Origin of the sequence: Massilia sp. DD77, from assembly GCF_036961685.1 — a bacterium.
Classification (GTDB): Bacteria; Pseudomonadota; Gammaproteobacteria; order Burkholderiales; family Burkholderiaceae_D; genus Telluria.
The window spans coordinates 63,272-84,680 of the sequence record NZ_JBAMDH010000028.1; the positions used below are offsets into that span (position 1 = coordinate 63,272).

At 66.0% G+C, this 21,409-nt stretch carries 16 protein-coding genes; 13 read left to right on the forward strand and 3 right to left on the reverse strand.

Going from position 1 to position 21,409, the window contains the following annotated elements; translation table 11 throughout:
* The first annotated feature begins 131 nt into the window (after positions 1 to 131).
* Complete coding sequence (locus tag V7778_RS17515) at positions 132 to 821, forward strand: PEP-CTERM sorting domain-containing protein (RefSeq protein ID WP_335557581.1); 690 nt, start codon at positions 132 to 134, stop codon at positions 819 to 821.
* On the opposite strand, the gene V7778_RS17520 is transcribed toward V7778_RS17515, so the two are convergent.
* On the reverse strand, positions 822 to 1,898 hold the full coding sequence (locus V7778_RS17520; RefSeq protein ID WP_335557583.1) for a porin: 1,077 nt from the start codon (positions 1,896 to 1,898) through the stop codon (positions 822 to 824). It abuts the gene before it with no gap.
* A gap of 94 nt (positions 1,899 to 1,992) precedes the next feature.
* A complete protein-coding gene (locus tag V7778_RS17525; protein WP_335557585.1) occupies positions 1,993 to 2,556 on the reverse strand; it encodes a putative glycolipid-binding domain-containing protein in 564 nt (187 codons plus the stop codon).
* 313 nt (positions 2,557 to 2,869) lie between these two features.
* Between V7778_RS17525 and V7778_RS17530 the strand changes: the two genes are divergently transcribed.
* The 11 genes from V7778_RS17530 to V7778_RS17580 all read left to right on the forward strand — a co-directional run bounded on the left by V7778_RS17530 (position 2,870) and on the right by V7778_RS17580 (position 17,141).
* Entirely contained in the window at positions 2,870 to 3,394 is a 525-nt protein-coding gene (locus tag V7778_RS17530) for a gluconokinase (protein ID WP_335557587.1), read from the forward strand.
* A 91-nt stretch (positions 3,395 to 3,485) separates the two neighbouring features.
* Positions 3,486 to 6,479, forward strand: coding sequence for a TonB-dependent receptor domain-containing protein (locus tag V7778_RS17535; RefSeq protein WP_335557589.1), 2,994 nt, complete (start codon positions 3,486 to 3,488; stop codon positions 6,477 to 6,479).
* A gap of 13 nt (positions 6,480 to 6,492) precedes the next feature.
* Positions 6,493 to 7,800 carry a gluconate:H+ symporter gene (locus V7778_RS17540; RefSeq protein ID WP_335557590.1) on the forward strand — a complete coding sequence of 436 codons (1,308 nt, stop codon included), beginning with the start codon at positions 6,493 to 6,495 and terminating at the stop codon, positions 7,798 to 7,800.
* Between the two features lie 13 nt (positions 7,801 to 7,813).
* Positions 7,814 to 10,828, forward strand: a complete 3,015-nt coding sequence (locus V7778_RS17545; RefSeq protein WP_335557592.1) for a glycosyl hydrolase family 28-related protein — start codon at positions 7,814 to 7,816, stop codon at positions 10,826 to 10,828.
* Positions 10,828 to 11,721: an alpha/beta hydrolase gene (locus V7778_RS17550; RefSeq protein WP_335557594.1), complete on the forward strand. Its 894-nt coding sequence runs from the start codon at positions 10,828 to 10,830 to the stop codon at positions 11,719 to 11,721. Before V7778_RS17545 ends, V7778_RS17550 begins: the two co-directional genes overlap by 1 nt.
* Before the next feature lie 20 nt (positions 11,722 to 11,741).
* Entirely contained in the window at positions 11,742 to 12,518 is a 777-nt protein-coding gene (locus V7778_RS17555) for a ThuA domain-containing protein (RefSeq protein WP_335557596.1), read from the forward strand.
* A 181-nt stretch (positions 12,519 to 12,699) separates the two neighbouring features.
* Positions 12,700 to 13,428, forward strand: a complete 729-nt coding sequence (locus V7778_RS17560) for a YIP1 family protein (RefSeq protein WP_335557598.1) — start codon at positions 12,700 to 12,702, stop codon at positions 13,426 to 13,428.
* A complete protein-coding gene (locus V7778_RS17565; protein ID WP_335557599.1) occupies positions 13,425 to 14,711 on the forward strand; it encodes an efflux RND transporter periplasmic adaptor subunit in 1,287 nt (428 codons plus the stop codon). Before V7778_RS17560 ends, V7778_RS17565 begins: the two co-directional genes overlap by 4 nt.
* Positions 14,708 to 15,442 (forward strand): ABC transporter ATP-binding protein, encoded by a 735-nt coding sequence (locus tag V7778_RS17570; RefSeq protein ID WP_335557601.1) that lies wholly within the window; start codon positions 14,708 to 14,710, stop codon positions 15,440 to 15,442. The genes V7778_RS17565 and V7778_RS17570 overlap by 4 nt, the downstream gene beginning before the upstream one ends.
* Positions 15,435 to 16,664 (forward strand): ABC transporter permease, encoded by a 1,230-nt coding sequence (locus tag V7778_RS17575; protein ID WP_335557604.1) that lies wholly within the window; start codon positions 15,435 to 15,437, stop codon positions 16,662 to 16,664. The genes V7778_RS17570 and V7778_RS17575 overlap by 8 nt, the downstream gene beginning before the upstream one ends.
* Positions 16,665 to 16,757: 93 nt before the next feature.
* Positions 16,758 to 17,141, forward strand: coding sequence for a VOC family protein (locus V7778_RS17580; protein WP_335557605.1), 384 nt, complete (start codon positions 16,758 to 16,760; stop codon positions 17,139 to 17,141).
* 348 nt (positions 17,142 to 17,489) lie between these two features.
* Here the strand turns inward: V7778_RS17580 and ssb are convergent, their stop codons facing one another.
* Positions 17,490 to 17,996 (reverse strand): single-stranded DNA-binding protein, encoded by a 507-nt coding sequence (ssb, locus tag V7778_RS17585; protein ID WP_335557607.1) that lies wholly within the window; start codon positions 17,994 to 17,996, stop codon positions 17,490 to 17,492.
* A 511-nt stretch (positions 17,997 to 18,507) separates the two neighbouring features.
* Here ssb and uvrA point away from each other — a divergent pair.
* Positions 18,508 to 21,357: an excinuclease ABC subunit UvrA gene (gene uvrA / locus V7778_RS17590; RefSeq protein WP_335557610.1), complete on the forward strand. Its 2,850-nt coding sequence runs from the start codon at positions 18,508 to 18,510 to the stop codon at positions 21,355 to 21,357.
* Positions 21,358 to 21,409 lie beyond the last annotated feature (52 nt).

The following is a 21,409-nucleotide window of genomic DNA, read 5'->3' on the forward strand; positions in this document are numbered from 1 at the left end:
GGCCGTCCGGAAGCATAAGGCCTTGATTTAACAATATTATTTCCATCAGGCATGAAACCTGCTTTATGGTAACCCGACAAGATGGTGGCCTAGCCCACCGCATAAGACATTCGACAAAACCAGGGAAAACCATGAAACGCTTCTTTGCCGCCGCCGCTGTCGCAGCGCTGTTCGCCAGCACCACCGCCCAGGCCGATGTGATCGGCGTCTACGGCACCTACCCGAGTTCGGCGTCGATCCAGGCCCTGAGCCAGCATGGCCATACCGTGCTCGACCTGGAAAGCCTGTCGGTTGGCGCGCTGGCCAATGTGAACACCGTCATCCTCGGCCGCGACCGTACCGGCAATGCCGACCTGGAAATCTTCATCAACGCTGGCGGCAAGCTGATCACCGAATGGACCTCGGCAAGCTACGGCATGCACCTGCTCGGCGGCGTCGCTTCGGATGCCTGGGATGCAGCCGTCAGCAACGTCGTGTTCACCGACGCCGGCGCCGCCGCCGGCCTCGGCCACGCGCTGGGCGCCCAGTACAGTGACGACAACGCCACCCAGTTCTTCCAGCACTTCAGCAGCCTGGGCAATGGCACCGTGTACGCGACCCGCAACGGCAACAACGCCGCAATCGTCGGCGGCGCGGTCGGCGCGGGCTTCGTCTGGGTCAATGGCTACGACTGGGCCGATTACCCGGGCAGCGCCACCATCCAGCTGCTGGCCAACGAAATCGCCTTTGACGGCGTGCCGGCCGACGTGCCTGAACCGGGGTCGCTGGCCCTGCTGGGCATGGGCCTGCTCGGCCTGGCCAGCCTGCGCCGCCGCGCCTGATCAGAAGGCGTACCGCAACCCGAGCGCCGCGCCCCTGAGCGTGGCGCCGGGCGCCTGGCCAAGGCCGTTGATGGCGAAGTCGTAGGCCGCCGCGGCCTCGTTGTCGAGGCGCGTGACATAGGCGTAGACGCCGCTGCGCTTCGACAGCGCCACATCCATCCCCAAGGTCAGGTGCAAGGCGCCGGTTTCCTCCCCGCCGCGCACGAAACCGATCCGGCTGCCCGCCGCACCCTTGCCGTCGTCCGCCCAGCCCAGTCCCGCACGCAGTCCCAGCGCGCCCCGCTGGTGGCTGAGCGACAGGTAGGCCGCGTTGCGCGCCAGCTTCCCGGCCGCGAGTCCGTATTCCAGTCTTTCGACGACCAAGGCCACCCGCGTCGCGCCGAAGGCATGGGCCAGCGCGGCCTTGGTGCCGCTGTCGCGGCTTCCCGGCCCCTGGTAGTCCTGATGACGCTCGTGGGCCAGCACCGCCTGCCACCCATCCCGTTCCAGCAGCAGCGCGGCGGAGTGCAGTGCGGGCCTGGCGCCGCCCGCCGGACGTTCCTCGTTCACGCCATGCGTCAGGCGCAGGCTCAGACCCTGCCAAGGCTTGCTCCAGTAGTGCAGCGAATTGGCCTGGCGCCGGTCGAAGGAAGCCAGGTTGCCGCTGTTGTCCGTCGAGGGCGCGGCGCCGTTGGCGAGGATGCTCATGTAGCCGGCCGTGGTCGGATAAAAGGGATCGAGGCCGGAGGTGGCGCCGGTGTAGGCCGTGGTCCAGTGGCCGAGGAAGAGCGTGCCGAAGCCGCCTTCCAGGCCGATGCGGGTGTCGCGCCGCGCGATCTCGCCGGCGCCGGTATCGGGCGCCAGCGTACCCTCGACCTGGAACAGCGCCTTCAGGCCGCCGCCCAGGTCCTCGCTGCCGCGCAGGCCCAGCACCGAGCGGTTGTTGGCGATGCGGGCCTGGCGGCCTTCCTGCCCATTGCGCACGATTTCGGCGGACACGTTCAACCGTCCATATACCTGTAGATCGGCCTGCGCGCACGCGGAAGCGGCGCACAGCACCATGCATGCTGCCGCGCTGTGGCGAAGCGTCTTGTTCATTGCATCCTCCTTGGGAGGCAGATTGTTGCCCGCGCGGCGACGCGCCGGCCATCTCCCATCCGAAGGCGCCGCCGCCCACCCGGTCGTGTCTTGCTCAGGCGCCGCGCCGGGTGAACAGGCCGGGATAGCGCAGCACCAGCCCATCCTCGTCGGTCTCGATCTCGGCGCGAAAATCATGTTCCGGACTCTCGAACAGGTAGCGTCCGGCGTCGAGCCGGGTGTAGAGCTGGGGCCAGGCCTTGAGTTCCAGTCCCGGGAAGGCAATGAACGCGACCCGGATCGCCTGGCGTTCGCGCAGGGCCTCGCCCAGGCGCCGGATCGGCAAGGTATTCGTGAAAGGGCTGCAGGCCAGATCGACGTCGATGCAGCCGTCCAGCGCGGGCAGCGGCGCGCCGGCGCCGTCGGTCCAGTGCCCCTCGCCGTCGGCCGCCAGCGCCAGCGACGGACCGCCGCCGACGCGCAGTGCCAGCTCGCGCACGCGCCAGTCCGGGTCGCAGCGCACACGGTAGATGCAGCCGAAAGGCTCGCCCTCGAACAGCACGCCGGTCACCGGACCGACCACCACCCCCTCGGCCACGATGCCGTCAAGGGACAGGTCGAGCGCCAGGTGCTCGGTGCCGCCCCCTTCCACGGTATGCCAGCGATAGATGCGCCGCATGTGTCCTCCTTCTAATGCGATCCAGGCCTTCACGATAAGCCAGCTCCGCGCAATGGAAAATACGTGTCGTAAACACCACATCCAACTTTCCATGCTGCGATGCGATATTGTTAGCGCTATCAAAATGCGGTGCTTACCGCTGAGCGAAACCCCGCTTTCCCATGGATGACCGTTCTCTGAAAAGCCTGTCCAGAGACCGCGCGCTATGTTGCAATGCAACACAAATCGCATGTTTACAAATTCGCGGGCTTGTTGAAAACTTACCTAAAATAATGATAGCGCTAACGTAAGTCCTTCGGAGACCAGACTAAACATGGCAAGCGATTCACTTCCACCCCGCAAGGGCAGCACCACCCGCTGGGTCATCATGGGTGTCAGCGGCTGCGGCAAGAGCACCATCGGCAACGCCCTGGCCCACACCTGCGGCGTGCCCTTCCTCGAAGGCGACGCCTTCCATCCCGAAGCCAACGTCGCCAAGATGTCGGCCGGCGTGCCGCTCGACGACGCCGACCGCGCCGGCTGGCTGCAGGCCCTGGCGGCCGAGATCCGGCGCGCGCGCCAACAGGGCAAGGGCCTGGTCCTGTCCTGCTCCGCCCTCAAGCGGCGCTACCGCGACCTGCTGCGCGAGGCCGATCCGGCCCTGCAATTCGTGCACCTGTCGGGCCCGCGCGAACTGATCGCCGCGCGCATGCAGCAGCGCGCGGACCACTACATGCCGCCGTCCCTGCTGGAGAGCCAGCTGGGCATCCTCGAACCGCTCCAGGACGACGAGGCCGGCATGGTCCTGGACATCACGCTGGCGCCTTCGACCCTGGTCGAGCGCATCACCGGCACTTGAGCGCGGGGGTCTGCACCCGCAACACGTCGCACCCCTGGCGCAGCCGCCCGCATCGAGGCGGCGCGCCGATTGAATAACAAAAGGAGACAATATGCGTACCCCTGTTCAAAGGACCCTCGTCAGCCTGGCCGTGTCCAGCGCCTGCTACCTGCTGGCTTCCAGCGCCCATGCCCAGGCCCAGCCAGATGCGGTGCCGGCGGCTCCGGCCACCGAAACCGCGGCGGCGCCGGAAGCACCGCTGGCCGCCCCCGCCGTGCCGACCGTGGCCGCCGACACCAACGTGGTCCGGATCTCCGGCTCGCGCATCGTCGCACGCGGCTTCAGCCAGCCGACGCCGACCACCAGCCTGTCCAGCGCCGACCTGGAAAAGGCGGCCAAGCCCAACCTGTTCGACACCCTGACCGAACTGCCGGCCCTGCAGGGCAGCACCGGCCGCACCACCAGCACCAACAGCACCAGCTCGGGCATCCAGGGCCTGTCCTCGCTCAGCCTGCGCGGCCTGGGCACGATCCGGACCCTGACCCTGCTCGACGGCCAGCGCGTGGTCGGCGCCAACGTCACCGGCGTCACCGACGTCAGCCAGTTCCCGCAGCTGCTGGTCAAGCGCGTGGACGTGGTCACCGGCGGCGCCTCGGCATCCTACGGCTCGGACGCCGTCGGCGGCGTGGTCAACTTCGTCACCGACAAGCGCTTCACCGGCTTCAAGGCCAACGTCCAGGGCGGCCAGACCAAGTACGACGACGACAAGGGCGCCACCGTGCAGGCGGCCTGGGGCCGCGGCTTCCTGAACGACCGCTTCCACGTGGCCGTCAGCGGCGAGTTCACCAAGGAAAACGGCATCGAGTCGCCCGGCTTCGGACCGGACGCCGCCAACGGCCGCACCTGGTACGACAACGTGGCCTATTCGGTGCGTCCGCTGAACCAGACCGGCGACGGCCTGCCGCAATACCGCGTGATCCGCGAGGCGCAGCAGTACCAGTATTCCAAGTACGGCCTGATCACCAACGGCCCGCTGCAGGGCACCGCCTTCGGCGACGGCGGCGTGCCCTTCCCCTTCCAGTACGGCTCCAACGGCCGCCCGACCGGCACCGGCGCCGTCACCAACTGCGTCAATCCCTTCTGCATCGGCGGCGACTTGAGCGGCAGCGTGGGCGCGGGCACCAACCTGGCGATGAACTTCAAGCGCCAGGTGGCCTACACCCGCATGTCCTACGACCTGACGCCGGACCACCAGCTCTACTTCACCGCCAACTACGGCCAGGTGGCCTCGCACTTCTCGCCCAATCCGGGCGCGGCCAAGAACGCCAACCTGACGATCCAGTGCGCCAACCCCTTCCTGCCGGCCTCGATCGTGGCCGCCTGCGCCCAGAACAACATCACCAGCTTCCAGTACGGCACCGCGAACGCCATCTTCCCGGCGAATATCAACGTGCACCCGACCCGCACCCAGCGCCGCTTCGTGCTCGGCGCGGAAGGCAAGTTCGGCGCCTTCGGCAAGGACTGGCGCTACGACGCGTATGTGACCCACGGCGAGAACAAGACCAACATCGACGTCAAGGACATCACCCTCAACGCCCGCTACAACGCCGCCATCGACGCCGTGCGCCTGCCGGACGGCACGATCGCCTGCCGCAATCCGCTGGCGCGCGCCTCCGGCTGCGTCCCGCTCAACATCATCGGCAACAATCCGATCGATCCGGCGGCCTGGCGCTACATTGCGCCGGAACAGGGCCCGCGCCAGCGCACCACCCAGAGCCAGGACGTGGCCAGCTTCAACATCAACGGCGAAGTCCATGAGGGCTGGGCCGGCCCGATCTCGCTGGCCACCGGCGCCGAGTACCGCCGCGAGAAATACCGCGTGCGCGGCGACGCCTACGGCAACGGCGTGTGGGCCGAGTCGCCCAACAACGCCTACTACCCGGCCGACCCGCTGCTGAACACCACGGTCGGCAACAACTGGTATGCGGGCAACTACCACAACGGCCAGGGCGAATACAGCGTGCGCGAAGCCTACCTGGAACTGAACGTCCCGCTGTTCAAGAATGAAGCCTGGGGCGAGGCCAACCTGAACCTAGCCGACCGCGAGACCAAGTACAGCACCGCCGGCAGCGTCGGCACCTGGAAGCTGGGCGCCAGCTGGCAGACGCCGGTCGACGGCCTGCGCCTGCGCGGCGTGACCTCGAAGGATGTGCGCGCCCCCAACCTGAGCGAACTGTATGCGGCGCCGCTGGTGGTCAACAACGTGGTCCAGTACCAGGGCAACACCATCAGCGTCCAGGAGCGCACGGTCGGCAACACCAACCTGCGTCCCGAAGTGGCGCGCAACAACTCCTTCGGCATCGTGCTGAGCCAGCCGAAGTGGGCGCCCGGCTTCTCGGTCTCGCTCGACTACTTCGACATCGAGGTCAAGGGCGTGATCTCGGCCCTGACGATCCAGCAGGAAGTCGACCTGTGCGTGGCCGGCAACCAGGAAATCTGCTCCGCCATGGTGCTGAACAGCCCGGGCAACAACTACGTCACGGTCCAGAACTTCAACCTGGCGTCGCTGAAGACCAAGGGCTTCGACGTCGAGACGGCCTACCGCACCAGCCTGGACAAGCTGAACCTGCCGGGCCGCTTCACCTTCCGCGCCCTGGGCACGCGCAACCTGCACTACATCACCGATTCCGGCGTGATCGGCACCATCCCGGTCGACTCGGCCGGCTCGAACATGGGCAATACGCCGAAGTGGAAGGTGCTGGCGCAGCAGACCTGGGAGCACGACAAGCTGAGCCTGACCCTGACCGAGCGCTGGATCAGCGACGGCACCTACCGCAACGACTTCATCGAGTGCCAGACCGGCTGCCCGGTGTCGACCCTGATCCATCCGACCATCTACGACAACAAGATGAAGGGCGCGACCTATGTCGACCTGGGGGGCAGCTACAACCTCTCGAAGCAGCTGCAGTTCTACTTCAAGATCGACAACATCGCCGACCGCGACCCGGTCGGCGCACCCCAGACCAACGCCAGCTTCGGCATCAACCCGGCCCTGTACGACGTGGTGGGCCGCACCTACCGCGTAGGCCTGCGCTACAACCACTGAGCGGGAGCCGGCCGTGTGGAATATCGTTTCCGTACTGCTGGCGGTGGGCCTGCTGACCATCATGATCGCCTGGGGCAAGGTACAGCCCCTGCTGGCCTTCGTGGTGGCGGCGCTCGTCGCCGCCCTCCTGCTGGGGGTGCCGCCCAAGGACATCCCGGGCGCCATCGAAAAAGGCATCGGCGACCTGCTGGGCTCCCTGGTGGTGATCATCTGCCTGGGCGCCGTGTTCGGCAAGCTGATCGCCGACAGCGGCGCCGCACGCCGCATCGCTACCTGCCTGATCGCGGGGCTGGGGCCGTCGCGCCTGCCGGTGGCCCTGACCATCACCGGTTTCGTGGTCGGCATCCCGCTTTACTACAACGTCGGCTTCGTGCTGCTGGTGCCGCTGATCTTCTCGCTGGTCACCCAGTCGGGACGGGCGGCGGTGGCGCTCGCGATTCCGCTCCTGGCCGGCCTGTCGATCGCGCACGGCTTCCTGCCGCCGCATCCGTCGCCGGTGGCCCTGGTGTCGGCGATCCAGGCCGACATGGGCGCCACCCTGCTGTACGGGATCGTGGTGGGCATTCCGACCCTCATCATTGCCGGGCCGGTGTTCGCCATGTCGCTGCGCCACATCCGCGCCCAGCCGGCCGGCGTGTTCCGCGCCTCCGAGGTGCCGGACTCGGAACTACCGGGCGTCTTCAACAGCTTCGCCACCGCCCTGCTGCCGGTGGTGCTGCTGGCGGCCACCACCCTGCTCACGATGGCACGCCCGGACCTGAACGGGGCACTGGCCGTCCTGTCGAATCCCCTGGTCGTGATGCTGTTGTCGTACGTGGTCGCGATCTTCACGCTGGGCCTGGGACGCGGCAAGCGCTTTTCCGAGGTGATGCAGGGCCCGGCCGAGGCGATGCGCGAGATCGCCCCGATCCTGCTCATCATCGCCGGCGCCGGCGCGCTCAAGCAGGTGCTGGTGGTATCGGGCATGAGCGCGGACCTGGGCGCCCGGCTGGCCGGGCTGCCGGTGCCGCCGCTGGTGCTGGGCTGGGTGGTCGCCACCCTGATCCGCATCTGCCTCGGTTCGGCCACGGTGGCCGGGGTCACGGCGGGCGGCATCGTGGCGCCCCTGGTGCAGAGCTCGGGCGTCGATCCGAACCTGATGGTGCTGGCCATCGGCGCGGGCAGCCTGATGTGCAGCCACGTAAACGATTCCGGCTTCTGGATGTTCAAGGAATATTTTGGTTTGTCGCTGCGGGATACCTTCCGCTCCTGGACCTTGATGGAGACCCTGGTCGGGGTGGTGGGCCTGCTGTTCGTACTGCTCCTGTCGCTGTTCGTCTGATGAGGATATAACAATGAAAATGACCTTCCCCGCCCGCCCCGCGCTGGCCCTCGCCGTATTCCTTTTCTGCGGCGCCGCATCGGCCGCCTCGGTGTCCGCCTACCAGACCATGCCCGAAGACCCGAAGTCGGTCGTGGTACGGGCCAGGGGCGACGGCAAGGCCGACGATACCGCCGCCATCCAGGAGGCCATCAACCAGGCCGCCAACAAGGGCGAAGGCGGCGTGGTCTTCCTGCCCTCGGGCCGCTACCGCATCACCCGCTCGATCCTGATCCCCCTGGCCGTGCGCGTCTATGGCGTGGGCCCCACCCGTCCCGTGTTCTTGCTGGCGCCGAACACCCCGGGTTTCCAGAAGGGCGTGGCCAACATGGTCATCTTCACCGGTGGCGACCAGTACACCGTGGGCAAGGTGCCGATGCCGGTGCCCAGCGCCGTCCCCTTCAGCGAGAACGTGCGCAATGCGAATTCGTCCACCTTCTACTCGGCGCTGTCGAACGTCGACTTCGAGATCAAGGACGGCAACCCGGCCGCCGCGGCGGTGCGCATGCACACGGCCCAGCACTCGAACCTGAGCCACATCGACTTCCACATCGGCTCCGGCCTGGCCGGCGTCTACCAGGTGGGCAACGTGGCTTTCAACCTGCGCTTCTACGGCGGACGCTACGGCATCCTGGCCGAGAAGACCTCGCCGGCCTGGCAGTTCACCCTGATGGACTCGACCTTCGAGGGCCAGCGCGACGCCGCGATCCGCGAGCACGAGGCCGGGCTCACCATGATCAATACGGAGATCAGGAACACCCCGGTGGGCGTGGAGATCAACCGCGGCTATGGCGACTGGCTGTGGGGCAAGGATGTGCGCTTCGAGAACGTCAGCAAGGCGGCCGTCATCGTCAGCAACGAGGACAACGTCTATACCCAGGTCGGCTTCGAAAAGGCCATCGCGCGCAACGTGCCGACCTTCGCGCGCTTCCGCGACAGCGGCAAGACCCTGCCGGGCAAGGGGCGCGACTACCAGGTCAGCGAATTCAACTACGGCATGACGGTGAAGCAGATGGGCGAGCCGGGCCAGTTCGCCACCAACTACAAGACCGCGGCCATTCCTTCGAAGCGTACCGCCGCGCGCGCGCTGCGCCCGCTGCCCTCGACCAAGGAATGGGCCAACGTGCGCAAGTTCGGCGCGCTCGGCGATGGCCGCACCGACGACACCGCCGCCATCCAGAAGGCGATCGACAGCAGCCGCGTGGTCTACCTGCCGCTGGGCTTCTATGTGGTCAACGATACCATCCGCCTGAAACCGGACACGGTCATCATCGCCCTGCACCCGGGCCTGACCCAGCTCATGATCCCGAACGGCTCGCCGAAGTTCCAGGGCATCGACACCCCGGTGCCGCTGCTAGAGAGCGCGCGCGGCGGCGACGCCATCGTGTCCGGCATCGGCCTGGCCACCGGCGAGGTGAACCCGCGCGCGGTGGCCCTGATGTGGCGCGCCGGCGAGCATTCGCTGGTGGACGACGTGCGCATCCAGGGCGGCCACGGCACCCGCCTGTATGACGGGAGCCGCAACGACCCGTACAAGAAAGACGCCAAGTTCGACACCACCGCCCACTGGGACCGCCAGTACCCGAGCGTATGGGTCACGGACGGCGGGGGCGGCACCTTCAACGCGATCTGGTCGCCCAGCGGCTACGCGCAGGCGGGCTTCTACGTCTCGAATACCAAGACCCCGGGCAAGGTCTACGAGCTGTCGGCCGAGCACCACGTGCGCGCCGAGATCGTGCTCGACGGCGTGGAGAACTGGGAATTCCTGGCGCCCCAGACCGAGGAAGAAATCCGCGACGGCGCCGACGCGGTCTCGCTCGAGATCCGCAATTCGAAAAACCTGCTGTTCGCGAACTACCACGGCTACCGCGTGACCCGTTCCTACAAGCCGATGCCGGCCGCGGTCCTGATCAGCAACTCGAGCGACATCCGCTTCCGCAACGTGCACGTCAACGGCGAGAGCGGCTTCGCCACCTGCGACGAGAACGGCTGCGCCACCTACCTGCGCGCCAACAAGTACGCCTACGAGAACGCGATCCGCGACGTCAGCAACAAGCTCGATATCCGCGAACGCGAGTTCGCCGTGTTCGACTACAGCGGCAAGCAAACGAAGGCCCCCGCCGCGCTGGGCAAGGTCGACAAGCTGGAGGACGGCTTTTATTCCATCGCCGGCGCCGCCGTCGACGCCAGCGGCAAGCTGTACTTCGTGGACCGCTACTGGAAGCGCATCTACAGCTGGAGCAAGGACCAGGGCCTGCTGGTGGTGCGCGACGCTCCGCACGATCCGGTCAACCTGGCCATCGACAACAGCGGCAACCTGATGGTGATGTCCTCCTACGGCCCGCAGGCCACGGTCTATGCGTTCAAGCCGGGCGCGCCGGGCAGCGCACTCACCATGATCAAGCCGACGCCTGTGGCCCCGCGCGCCGGCGCCAAGGTGGCGATCCCCGTCAACTTCTGGCAGAACGGCGAATTCAAGGACCAGCTGAACTTCGATACCTACGAATTCACCACCCTGGCCGAGATGTTCGCGCGCGACGTGGCCCTGCCCAAGGCGAACGAATACGTGTCGCCGGACGGCAGCCTGGTACTGCCGGCCTACCGCGTACTGCGCCAGGGCCCGGCCGACCACCTGGGCTGGCGCTGGGCCGATTCGCTCCAGGCCTACGGCTTCGTCACGGCCCCGGTGGGCCAGCGCGTGGTGTTCACCAACGGCTCGGAAAACCGCACCTTCAGCGGCGTGGTCACCCAGGGCGGCGGCCTCACCCAGCTCAAGCAGCTCGCCGACCGCGGCGGTGAAAGCGCGGTGCTGGGTCCGGACGGCGACGTCTACGTGGCCAACGGCCAGGTCTTCGTGTATGGCCAGGACGGCAAGCAGAAGGGCCGCATCGACGTGCCCGAGCGTCCGCTGCAGCTGATCTTCGGCGGCCCGGACAAGCGCACCCTGTTCATCCTGACCCACCACGCGCTGTACTCGGCGAAGCTCTGATGCGCGCCCTGCTCCTGTGCGCCGCCCTGGCGCTGACCCTGGCGCTGCCGGCCATGGCCCAGCCATCGCCACCGGTGGTGAGGCTGTGGCCGGACGGCGCGCCTGGTTCCGGGCAGCGCCGTGGCGAAGCGGAAACCGTCAAGGACGGGGTCTATTTCAGCAACGTGCACGACCCCTCCCTGACTGTCCTGAAGGCGGACCAGCGCCACGCCAACGGCGCCGCCGCGGTCGTCGTGCCGGGCGGCGGCCACCGCATGCTGGTGTTCCAGAACGAAGGCATGCTGGCGGCGAAAAACCTCAACCGCATCGGCGTCACCGCCTTCGTGCTGAAATACAGGCTGGCGCGCGACGAGGGCTCGGGCTACTCGATCGAGAACGATGCCGCCGCCGACCTGCGCCGCGCCGTGCGCTGGGTGCGCGCCCATGCGGAAGAATACGGCGTCGATCCGGCACGCATCGGCGTGATGGGCTTTTCGGCGGGCGGCGAACTGGTGTCGCTGGTGGCGGACAATCCGGAGCCGGCGCGCGCAGGCAGACGCGATGCGCTCGACAGCGTGAGTGCCCGGCCGGACTTCCAGGTGCTGGTTTATCCTGGTCCTCTGGGCGTGCCGGCGAAGGATGCGGCCAATGCGCCGCCGGCCTTCCTGGTGGCAGGCTCGCGCGACAGCTGCTGCATGCCGCCGACCCTGGCGCTGTACCAGCAACTGGTGGCGGCCGGCGTTTCGGCCGAGCTGCACCTGTATGCCGATACCGATCACGCCTTCAACGTCGGCCAGCGCGGCGAGCGCCTCTCGCTGCAGCACTGGCCGGACCGCCTGAACGACTGGCTGGCCGACGGCGGCTGGCTGGTGCCGCGCGGCGAGCGCAAGCCGGAAGGCGTGCCGGCGCCATGACGAGAACCCAAGGAGACACGATGAAACGAACCATGCTGGCCCTGGCCGCCTCGATGGCGCTGGCGCCTAACAGCTGGGCCGACAGCCAGTTCAAGCTGCTGGTGCTGGCCATGCCGAGCAAATACCACTACGAATACATACCCATCGCGCGCGACAGCCTGGAGCGGCTGGCCAAGCTGCACGCCTTCGAGTTCGACTGGACCAACAAGACCCAGTCCTTCGACGGCGACCTGTCCCGCTACGCGGCGGTGGTCTTCATGAACACCCCCGGCGAGGAGCTGAACCCGGCCCAGCGCCAGAACTTCGAGGCCTACATGCGCGCCGGCGGCAACGCCATCGTCGTGCACCGCGCGGCCATTACGCCGCCGGACAACTGGCCCTGGTACGAAAAACTGGTGGGCCGCCGCGTGGGCGTGCACCCGATGCTGCAGACCGGGGTGGTCACGGTGGCCGACAAGGGCTTCCCCGCCACCTATGGGCTGCCGGAGCGCTGGATCTGGAGCGACGAGTTCTATACCACCACCAATCCCTACAACATCAGGATCAACACGGTGCTGGGCGTGGACGAATCGAGCTACGATCCGCGCAAGATCTGGCCGGGACAGGTGTCGGAACCGATGGGCAAGGACCACCCGATCGCCTGGCATCACCAGGTGGAGAAGGGGCGCGTGTTCGTGACCACGCTCGGGCACAACGGCGAGATGTACCGCGACCCGCAGTACCTGGCGCACCTGATGGGCGGTATTTACTGGGCCGTCACGGGCAAGGGGGCCGCCCCCACCCCGGCACTGCGCTGATTGCAACACAATCGGGACCGGCCATGTCAAGAATACCTATCAACTTTCCTAGTATTCGGCTCCGCCATCGGGCCTGGCGATAGCGCAGCCGCTTCTTCGCATGCTATCTTCCATCGCAGTATTTCACGGGCGCGCTCGTCCGAAGCGCCTTTCCCAGGAAGATGGAGTTGAATAGAACGCGATGGAATTGATTGACAAATCGGCACCTGCCACGACCTCCCCCCTTGGCGCCCTGTTCAGCGTGCTGTACGAACCGAGCGCCACGTTTTCCCGGCTCGCATCCCGCCCCGTGGCCTGGCTTCCGGCCATCACGCTGTGCCTCACCAGTTCCGCAGTCATGCTGTGGTATTTCCTCGGCTTCGTGGACTACCCCTGGCTGCAGGAGCGCATGATGGAAGCCATCGCCGATCCCGAGGCGCGCGCCCAGGGCCAATCCATGGCGATCGGCCAGCAGGCCATGGGGATGATGAGTCTCGTCGGCGCCGTCTTCGGCACCCTGGCGACCTTCCTCATCGGCGGCCTGTACTACCTCATCGTGGGCAAGTTCACGGGCCGCGACATGAGCTTCGGCAAAGGCTTCGCGCTGTCCGCCTGGGCCTCGGTGCCGATGATCCTGCTGCTCCCGCTGGGCGCCATGCAGATGCTGCTCGCCTCCAATGGCCAGATGCCCTATGAAGCGCTGAATCCGACCACGCTCAACCAGATGATCTTCCACTACGAGGCAAGCCACCCGATGGCCGGCGTGCTGGAATCGCTCTCGATCCCGATCGTCTGGTCGACGGTCCTGTCGGTGATCGGCTACCAGGTATGGACCGGCGCCTCGCGCGCCAGCGCCCTGCGCGTGGTCCTGGTGCCGACCGTCCTCCTTTATGGCGCCTGGCTGGCATACGCACTGAGCAAGACAGCATGAAACACAAAAAACTTGTGGCAGGAGTGGCGATCGTCGCGATGCTCTGCATCCCGGTGGCCGCCAAGCTGATCCGCGGCAGCGGGCCGGCGAAAGACGTCGAAACCGACAAGATCGGCTACCGCGAGATCAAGTCCTCGATCCTGGCTTCGGGCCACCTGCTGTACGACGAGCAGGTGATGCTGTCGCCGGAAGTCATCGGCAAGGTCAGCACCATCTACGTCAAGGAAGGCCAGCAGGTCACGAAAGGCGACCTGCTGCTGCACCTGGACGACCAGACCTACCGCGCCGAAGTCGCTCAGCAGGAAGCCGTGGTGCGCCAGCAGCGCATTGCGATCGAACAGCAGCAGCTGAGCGTGCAGAACCAGGAAAGCCAGTACCGGCGCAAGGTCGAGCTGCACAAGATGAAGATGCTGGCCGACTCGGCGATCGACGACGCCCGCTTCGCGCTCGACGCGGCGAAGATCGACCTGCGCAACAGCCGCTCGCGCCTGGAGCAGGTGGAAGCGACCCTGAAGCTGGCCAACGAGCGCCTGTCGAAAACCACGGTGCGGGCGCCGATCTCGGGCACCATCACCGCGCTCGACATCAAGGTCGGCGAAACCGCGGTGGCCAGCCAGGTCAGCATCGCCGGCTCGACCCTGATGACCATCGCGAACACGGCGACCATGCTCACCGAGGTCAACGTCGACGAAGCCGATATCGCCAAGGTGGCGGTGGGCCAGGAAGTGGCGATCACCACCGCCGCCTATCCCGATACCGCCCTCACCGGCAGGGTGCTGTCGATTCCGCTCTCGCCCAAGCAGAACCCGGCCGCGGCGGCCCAGGGAGGCTCGAAGTCGCGCAACTACGACGTCAAGGTCGAGCTCCTGGACACCAAGAAGCTGGCCCTGCGTCCCGGCATGAGCGTGCGCGCGGAAGTGTTCATCTCCAGCAACGGCAAATCGCTCGCGCTGCCGCTGCAGGCGGTCCTGACCAACAACGAGGAATCGACCGAAGGCCCCAAGAAGAACGGCAAGAAGAAGAACGACATCAAGACCGAAAGCTGGGTCTACGTCGCCAAGGACGGCAAGGCGGAAAAACGCGTCGTGACCACCGGCGCCTCGGACGACAGCATGCAGGAGATCCGCAGCGGCCTGGCCAACGGCGAGACCGTCATCATCGGCCCGTACAAGGTCCTGCGCCAGCTGAAGCAGGGCGACGTCGTGGCGCCGGTCGCCAAGCCGGCGCAAGCCACGCAATCCGAGGTCGCGGCCAAGCCTGCGGCCAAGCCGGCCGCGACATGACGCCGGCAGCTCCACTCATCCGGCTCGAAGGCATCACCAAGCATTACAAGATGGGCGGTGAAACGATCGCGGCGCTGGCCGGCATCGACCTGCAGGTCGCGCGCAACGATTATGTCGCCTTCATCGGCTCCTCCGGTTCAGGCAAGTCGACGATGATGAACATCCTCGGCTGTCTCGATACCCCGACGACCGGCCGCTACTTCCTCAACGGGCGCGACGTGGCCGGCATGAGCGACGCCGAGCTGGCGCGCACCCGCAACGAGGAGATCGGTTTCATCTTCCAGAGCTTCAACCTCCTGACCCGCGCCACCGCGGTCCAGAACGTGATGCAGCCCCTGATCTACCGCGGCGTGCGTCCCGCCGAACGGCTGCGCCGCGCGACCGAGGCGATGGCCAGGGTCGGCCTGGAACACCGGCTCGACCACCTGCCCAACCAGCTCTCTGGCGGCCAGCGCCAGCGCGTGGCGATCGCCCGCGCGCTGTGCAGCGAACCGTCGATCCTGCTGGCCGACGAGCCGACCGGCAACCTCGATTCGACCACCGCGGCCGACATCATGTCTCTGTTCGACACCCTGCATGCCGAAGGCCAGACCGTGATCATCGTGACCCACGAACCGGACATCGCCGCCCACTGCAAGCGCACCGTGCGGCTGGCCGACGGCCGCGTGCAGAGCGACGTCATGAACGCCGAGCGCACCAGCTTCCGTCCGCGGGGAGCAGTCCATGCTTAGTTTCCTCGAAAGCGTCCGCTCCGCACTGCAGAGCATTTATGCGCACCGCTTCCGCAGCTTCCTGACCTCGCTCGGCATCATCATCGGCGTCGCCTCGGTGATCGCGGTGGTGTCGATCGTGCAGGGCCTGTCGGCGTCGATCAGCAAGGAGTTCAAGGGCCTGGGCTCGAACAGCCTGACGGTCGAAGCCTACACGACCTTCGAAGAGGCGCTGCAGGGCAAGGAGAACGTGCTCGGTCTCAACGACTACGAGCGCATCGTCACCCACATCGACGACATCAGCAACGTCTCGCCCATGTTCGCCCCCTTCGGCAACTTCGGCACCACGGTGCGCGCCGGCGCGACCTCCACCTTCACCCAGGTGATGGCCGTGACCGAGGCCTACATGGAATCGGCCCAGGTGTTCCCGGCCCAGGGCCGATTCCTGCGCGCCAGCGACGACAAGTCGCGCCGCCGGGTGGCCGTGGTCGGCAGCAAGACCCTGGAGAACCTGCGCCTCACGGGCGACCCGCTGGGCCAGTTCATCGACATCGGCGGCGAATGGTTCAAGATCATCGGCATCACCGAGGAAAAGGGCGAGTCCCTGGGCTTCAGCAAGGACAACTACATCCTGATTCCGTTCTCGGTGGGCCAGGTGATCGCGGGCACCACGACCAAGCTGAACATCTCGATCAGCTTCACCGTCGACGACATCGAGCAGATCGACGCGGTGCAGGGACGGGTGACCTCGCTGCTACGCCAGGCCCACCATCTCAAGCCGGGCCAGCGCAACGACTTCAAGGTGCAGACGGCCCAGCAGCTGTCGGAATCCTTCGAGAGCATCATCTCGACCCTGACCCTGGTCCTGGGCGGCGTCGTCAGCATTTCGCTGCTGGTGGGCGGCATCGGCATCATGAACATCATGCTGGTGTCGGTGACCGAGCGCACCCGCGAGATCGGCATCTGCAAGGCGCTGGGGGCGCAGCGCCACCACATCCTGATGCAGTTCCTGATCGAGGCCACCACCCTGTCGCTGCTGGGCGGCCTGGTCGGCCTGCTGCTGGGCTACCTGATCGGCTTCGGGGCGGCCAAGCTGATCCCGAATTTCCCGGACGCCTTCGTACCCTGGTGGGCGATCGCGATGGCCTTCGGCTTCTCCAGCCTGGTGGGCATCCTGTTCGGCATCATGCCGGCAGCCAAGGCCGCCAACCTGCATCCGATCGACGCCTTGCGCTACGAATAAGCGGCTGCGCAGCGCACCCGCAATGGTGCGCTGCGCAAAATTCGATCGCGGTAGGCTATCCGCTCCCCTGACCGGCCAACCGAGGAGGCCATCATGCTGTCACATGTGGATGCGATCGCGACCGTCGCCACGCGCGACCTCGCCAAGGCAAAAGAGTTCTACAGCAACGTATTGGGACTGGAGGAAGAAGACGGCGGGGACGATTGCCCCGACGTGCTGAGCTACCGGAGCGGCAAGTCGCGCATCTTCGTGTACAAGTCCGACTTCGCCGGCACCAACCAGGCCACGGCCATCAACTGGGACGTCGGCGTGGAGATCAAGACGGTCGTCGATGGACTGAAAGCCAAGGGCGCGGTCTTCGAACGCTACCAGATGGAAGGCATGCGCCTGGAAGACGACATCCACGTCGGCCAACAGATGAAGGTGGCGTGGCTGAAGGATCCGGACGGGAACATCCTGAGCATCATCGGCAAGTAGCCAAGGACAGGCACAGCGTGCCGAGGACGCAGCCCCTTACAGGCGCCGGGCTTTCCGGCTCAGCTCTTCGAGCATGCTTTCGCTGGCGCGTGTCTCGGGATGCGCCGGCATGAGCTGCCTGCGGATTCCGAGCGCACGCCGCAGCAAGGGCTCGGCCTGCTCGCGCTGCCGGCCGTCAGCCTGGAACCGAAGGGCGGATCGCCCGTTCCGAACGCACCGACCGGGCCTGTGCCTTACAAGGGGAGCCGGGTGCGCACGACCTTGTGATGACAGGTAGTTCAGCCATAAAAAAAGCGCGCGTACGAGGGTACGCGCGCTTCTATCGGCAAAAAGACCAGGAGCCAGGTCTTAGAACGGAATGTCGTCGTCCATGTCCGAGAAGTTCGGCGCCGGTTTCGGCTGCGGACGGGCTGCCGGGGCCGGCGGCGCCTGGCGCGGGGCCGGGCGCTGCGGGGCCGACGAGTAGTCGTCGTCCATGCCGCCGCCCATGCCGCCACCCATACTGTCGCCACCCATGCCCTGGCGGCCGCCCAGCATCTGCATGTTCTCGGCGATGATGTCGGTGGCGTACTTCTCGACGCCATCCTTGTCGGTGTACTTGCGGGTCTGCAGGCGGCCTTCGACGTAGACCGACGAACCTTTTTTCAGGTACTGGCCGACGATTTCAGCCAGGCGGCCGAAGAAGGAGATGCGGTGCCATTCGGTCAGCTCTTTCTGCTCGCCGGTATTGCGGTCCTTCGATTTATACGAAGTGGCCACAGCGATGTTGGCGATGGCGTCGCCGCTCGGCATGTAGCGGATTTCCGGATCGCGGCCGAGGTTGCCGACGATGATGACCTTGTTAACTGATGCCATGTTGTTACTCCTTCTGGGTGTTGTGAGCCCTGACTCTGCACTTGACCAATCGTCAGGGAACGGGTGAATCAACTCAATATTATGGGGCCTGTCGGGCTGCTTCAAAAGAACAATTTTTGAGCTCGCTCAACGATTTCACTGCCCGCCCTCTAGCTATATTTTCGACAATGTCGTAGCTACAGCGCCACGGTCACGGTCACGGTCCCGCCTCGAAGGCAGCGGTTCATCGGCGGTTCAGCGGATTTTCTGCGGTTCCTGGCCCCTTTGTCATTGAAGGGCGCCGCTTATGGCCCACATACAGCACACTGACGGCAAACCCGGCGGTGAACGAGCCCCTTTTCCTTGCATGAAAAGCAGCGCCAGCCTCCGCCTCCATCATAAGAAATTGCTGGATGGATGTACAGCATTTCGAAAAACGAGCTACACTTATGGGTTCTCTCCGATTGGCCCGCTCACTGCGCTTTTCCTCGTGCGCCGGCCCGCAAAAACTTACTGAAAGCCTGCAAACTTAATGGAAGAAATTCGTATCCGCGGCGCGCGCACGCACAATCTGAAGAACATCAACCTGGACCTGCCGCGCAACAAGCTGATCGTCATCACCGGCCTGTCGGGATCCGGTAAATCCTCCCTCGCCTTCGACACCCTCTATGCCGAGGGCCAGCGCCGCTATGTCGAGTCGCTGTCGGCCTACGCACGCCAGTTCCTGCAGCTGATGGAGAAGCCGGACGTCGACCTGATCGAGGGCCTGTCGCCCGCCATCTCGATCGAGCAGAAGGCCACCTCGCACAACCCGCGTTCGACCGTGGGCACCGTGACCGAGATCCACGACTACCTGCGCCTGCTGTACGCGCGTGTCGGCACGCCCTACTGCCCGGACCACCCGCAGGAGCCGCTGGCGGCCCAGACCGTGTCGCAGATGGTCGACGCGGTCCTGGCCATGCCGGAAGGCACCAAGCTGATGATCCTGGCCCCCGTCGTGGCCAACCGCAAGGGCGAGCACGGCGATCTGTTCCAGGCCATGCAGGCCCAGGGCTTCGTGCGCTTCCGCGTCCAGAGCGGCGTGAATGCGGGCAAAATCTATGAGGTCGACGAGCTGCCCAAGCTCAAGAAGACCGAGAAGCACAGCATCGACGTCGTGATCGACCGCGTCAAGGTGACCCCGGAGATCAAGCAGCGCCTGGCCGAGAGCTTCGAGACCGCCCTGCGCCTGGCCGACGGCCGCGCCGTGGCCTACGAGATGGACACCGAGAAGGAAACGGTGTTCTCGAACAAGTTTGCCTGTAATGTTTGCGGCTATTCGCTGCAGGAACTCGAGCCGCGCCTGTTCTCGTTCAACAACCCGATGGGCGCCTGCTCGGAATGCGACGGCCTCGGCCACATCGAGTTCTTCGATCCCAAGCGCATTGTCGCCTTCCCGCACCTGTCGCTGGCCTCCGGCGCCGTGAAGGGCTGGGACCGCCGCAACCAGTTCTATTTCCAGATGCTGCAGAACATCGCGGCCTACTACGACTTCGACCTGGACACCCCGTTCGAGGACCTGCCGCCCAAGGCCAAGGACGCGGTGCTGCACGGCTCGGGCAAGGCCACGATTCCGTTCTCCTACATCAACGAGCGCGGCCGCACCGTGATCCGCGAGCACAGCTTCGAAGGCGTGGTGAACAACCTGCAGCGCCGCTACCGCGAGACCGATTCGATGGCGGTCAAGGAAGAGCTGGCCAAGTTCATCAACGAGAAGAAATGCCCGGCCTGCGAAGGCGCGCGCCTGCGCACCGAAGCACGCTTCGTGAAGATCGGCCAGGGCGCCCAGCAGCGCGCCATCTACGAAGTGTCGGACCGCCCGCTGCGCGAGACGCTGGCCTACTTTGAGTCGCTCGAACTGACCGGCGCCAAGCGCGACATCGCCGAGCGCGTCATCAAGGAAATCACCGCGCGCCTGAAGTTCCTGAACAACGTCGGCCTGGATTACCTGTCGCTCGACCGCAGCGCCGACACCCTGTCGGGCGGCGAGGCCCAGCGCATCCGCCTGGCTTCGCAGATCGGCTCGGGCCTGACCGGCGTGATGTACGTGCTGGACGAGCCTTCGATCGGCCTGCACCAGCGCGACAACGACCGCCTGATCGCGACCCTGAAGCACCTGCGCGACATCGGCAACAGCGTGCTGGTGGTCGAGCACGACGAGGACGCGATCCGCACTGCCGACTACATCGTCGACATGGGTCCGGGTGCGGGTGTGCACGGCGGCGCGGTGATAGCGGCCGGCTCGCTCAAGGAAATCATGAAGAGCAAGCACTCGCTGACCGCGCAGTACCTGGACGGCCGGCGCAAGATCGAGGTGCCGAAAAAGCGCACCCAGGCCGACCCGAACCGCCAGCTGGTGATCACTGGCGCGACCGGCAACAACCTGAAAAACGTGAGCCTGACCCTGCCGGTGGGCCTGATGACCTGCGTGACCGGCGTGTCCGGATCGGGCAAGTCGACCCTGATCAACGACACCCTGTTCCCGGCCCTGTCGCGCCACCTCTACGGTTCGCAGACCGAGCCGGCGGACCATGCGTCGATCCACGGCCTGGAGCACTTCGACAAGGTGATCTCGGTCGACCAGGCGCCGATCGGCCGCACCCCGCGTTCGAACCCGGCGACCTACACCGGACTGTTCACCCCGATCCGCGACCTGTTCGCGACCGTGCCGACCGCGAAGGAACGCGGCTATTCGGCGGGCCGCTTCTCGTTCAACGTGAAAGGCGGCCGCTGCGAAGCGTGCCAGGGCGACGGCGTGATCAAGGTCGAGATGCACTTCCTGCCGGACGTGTACGTGCCCTGCGACGTCTGCCACGGCAAACGCTACAACCGCGAGACGCTGGAAGTGCAGTACAAGGGCAAGAACATCACCGAAGTGCTGGACATGACGGTGGAAGATGCGCACACCTTCTTCAAGCCGGTGCCGGTCATCGCGCGTAAACTCCAGACCCTGCTGGACGTGGGCCTGGGCTACATCAAGCTGGGCCAGAGCGCGACCACCCTGTCGGGCGGCGAGGCGCAGCGCGTCAAGCTGTCGCTCGAGCTGTCCAAGCGAGATACAGGACGCACCCTGTACATCCTCGACGAACCGACCACCGGCCTGCACTTCGCCGACATCGACCTGCTGCTGAAGGTGATCCACCGCCTGCGCGACCAGGGCAATACCCTGGCGATCATCGAGCACAACCTGGACGTGGTCAAGACCGCGGACTGGATCGTCGACCTGGGACCGGAAGGCGGCGCAGGGGGTGGGCAGATCGTGGCGGCGGGGACGCCGGAGGATGTGGCGGCGAACAAGGCGAGTGTGACGGGCAAGTATTTGAAGCCGTTGCTGAAGGCATAAGCACCATTACCCGCAAAGCCGTCGTACGCGCCACTGGCGCCTACGACTTCCG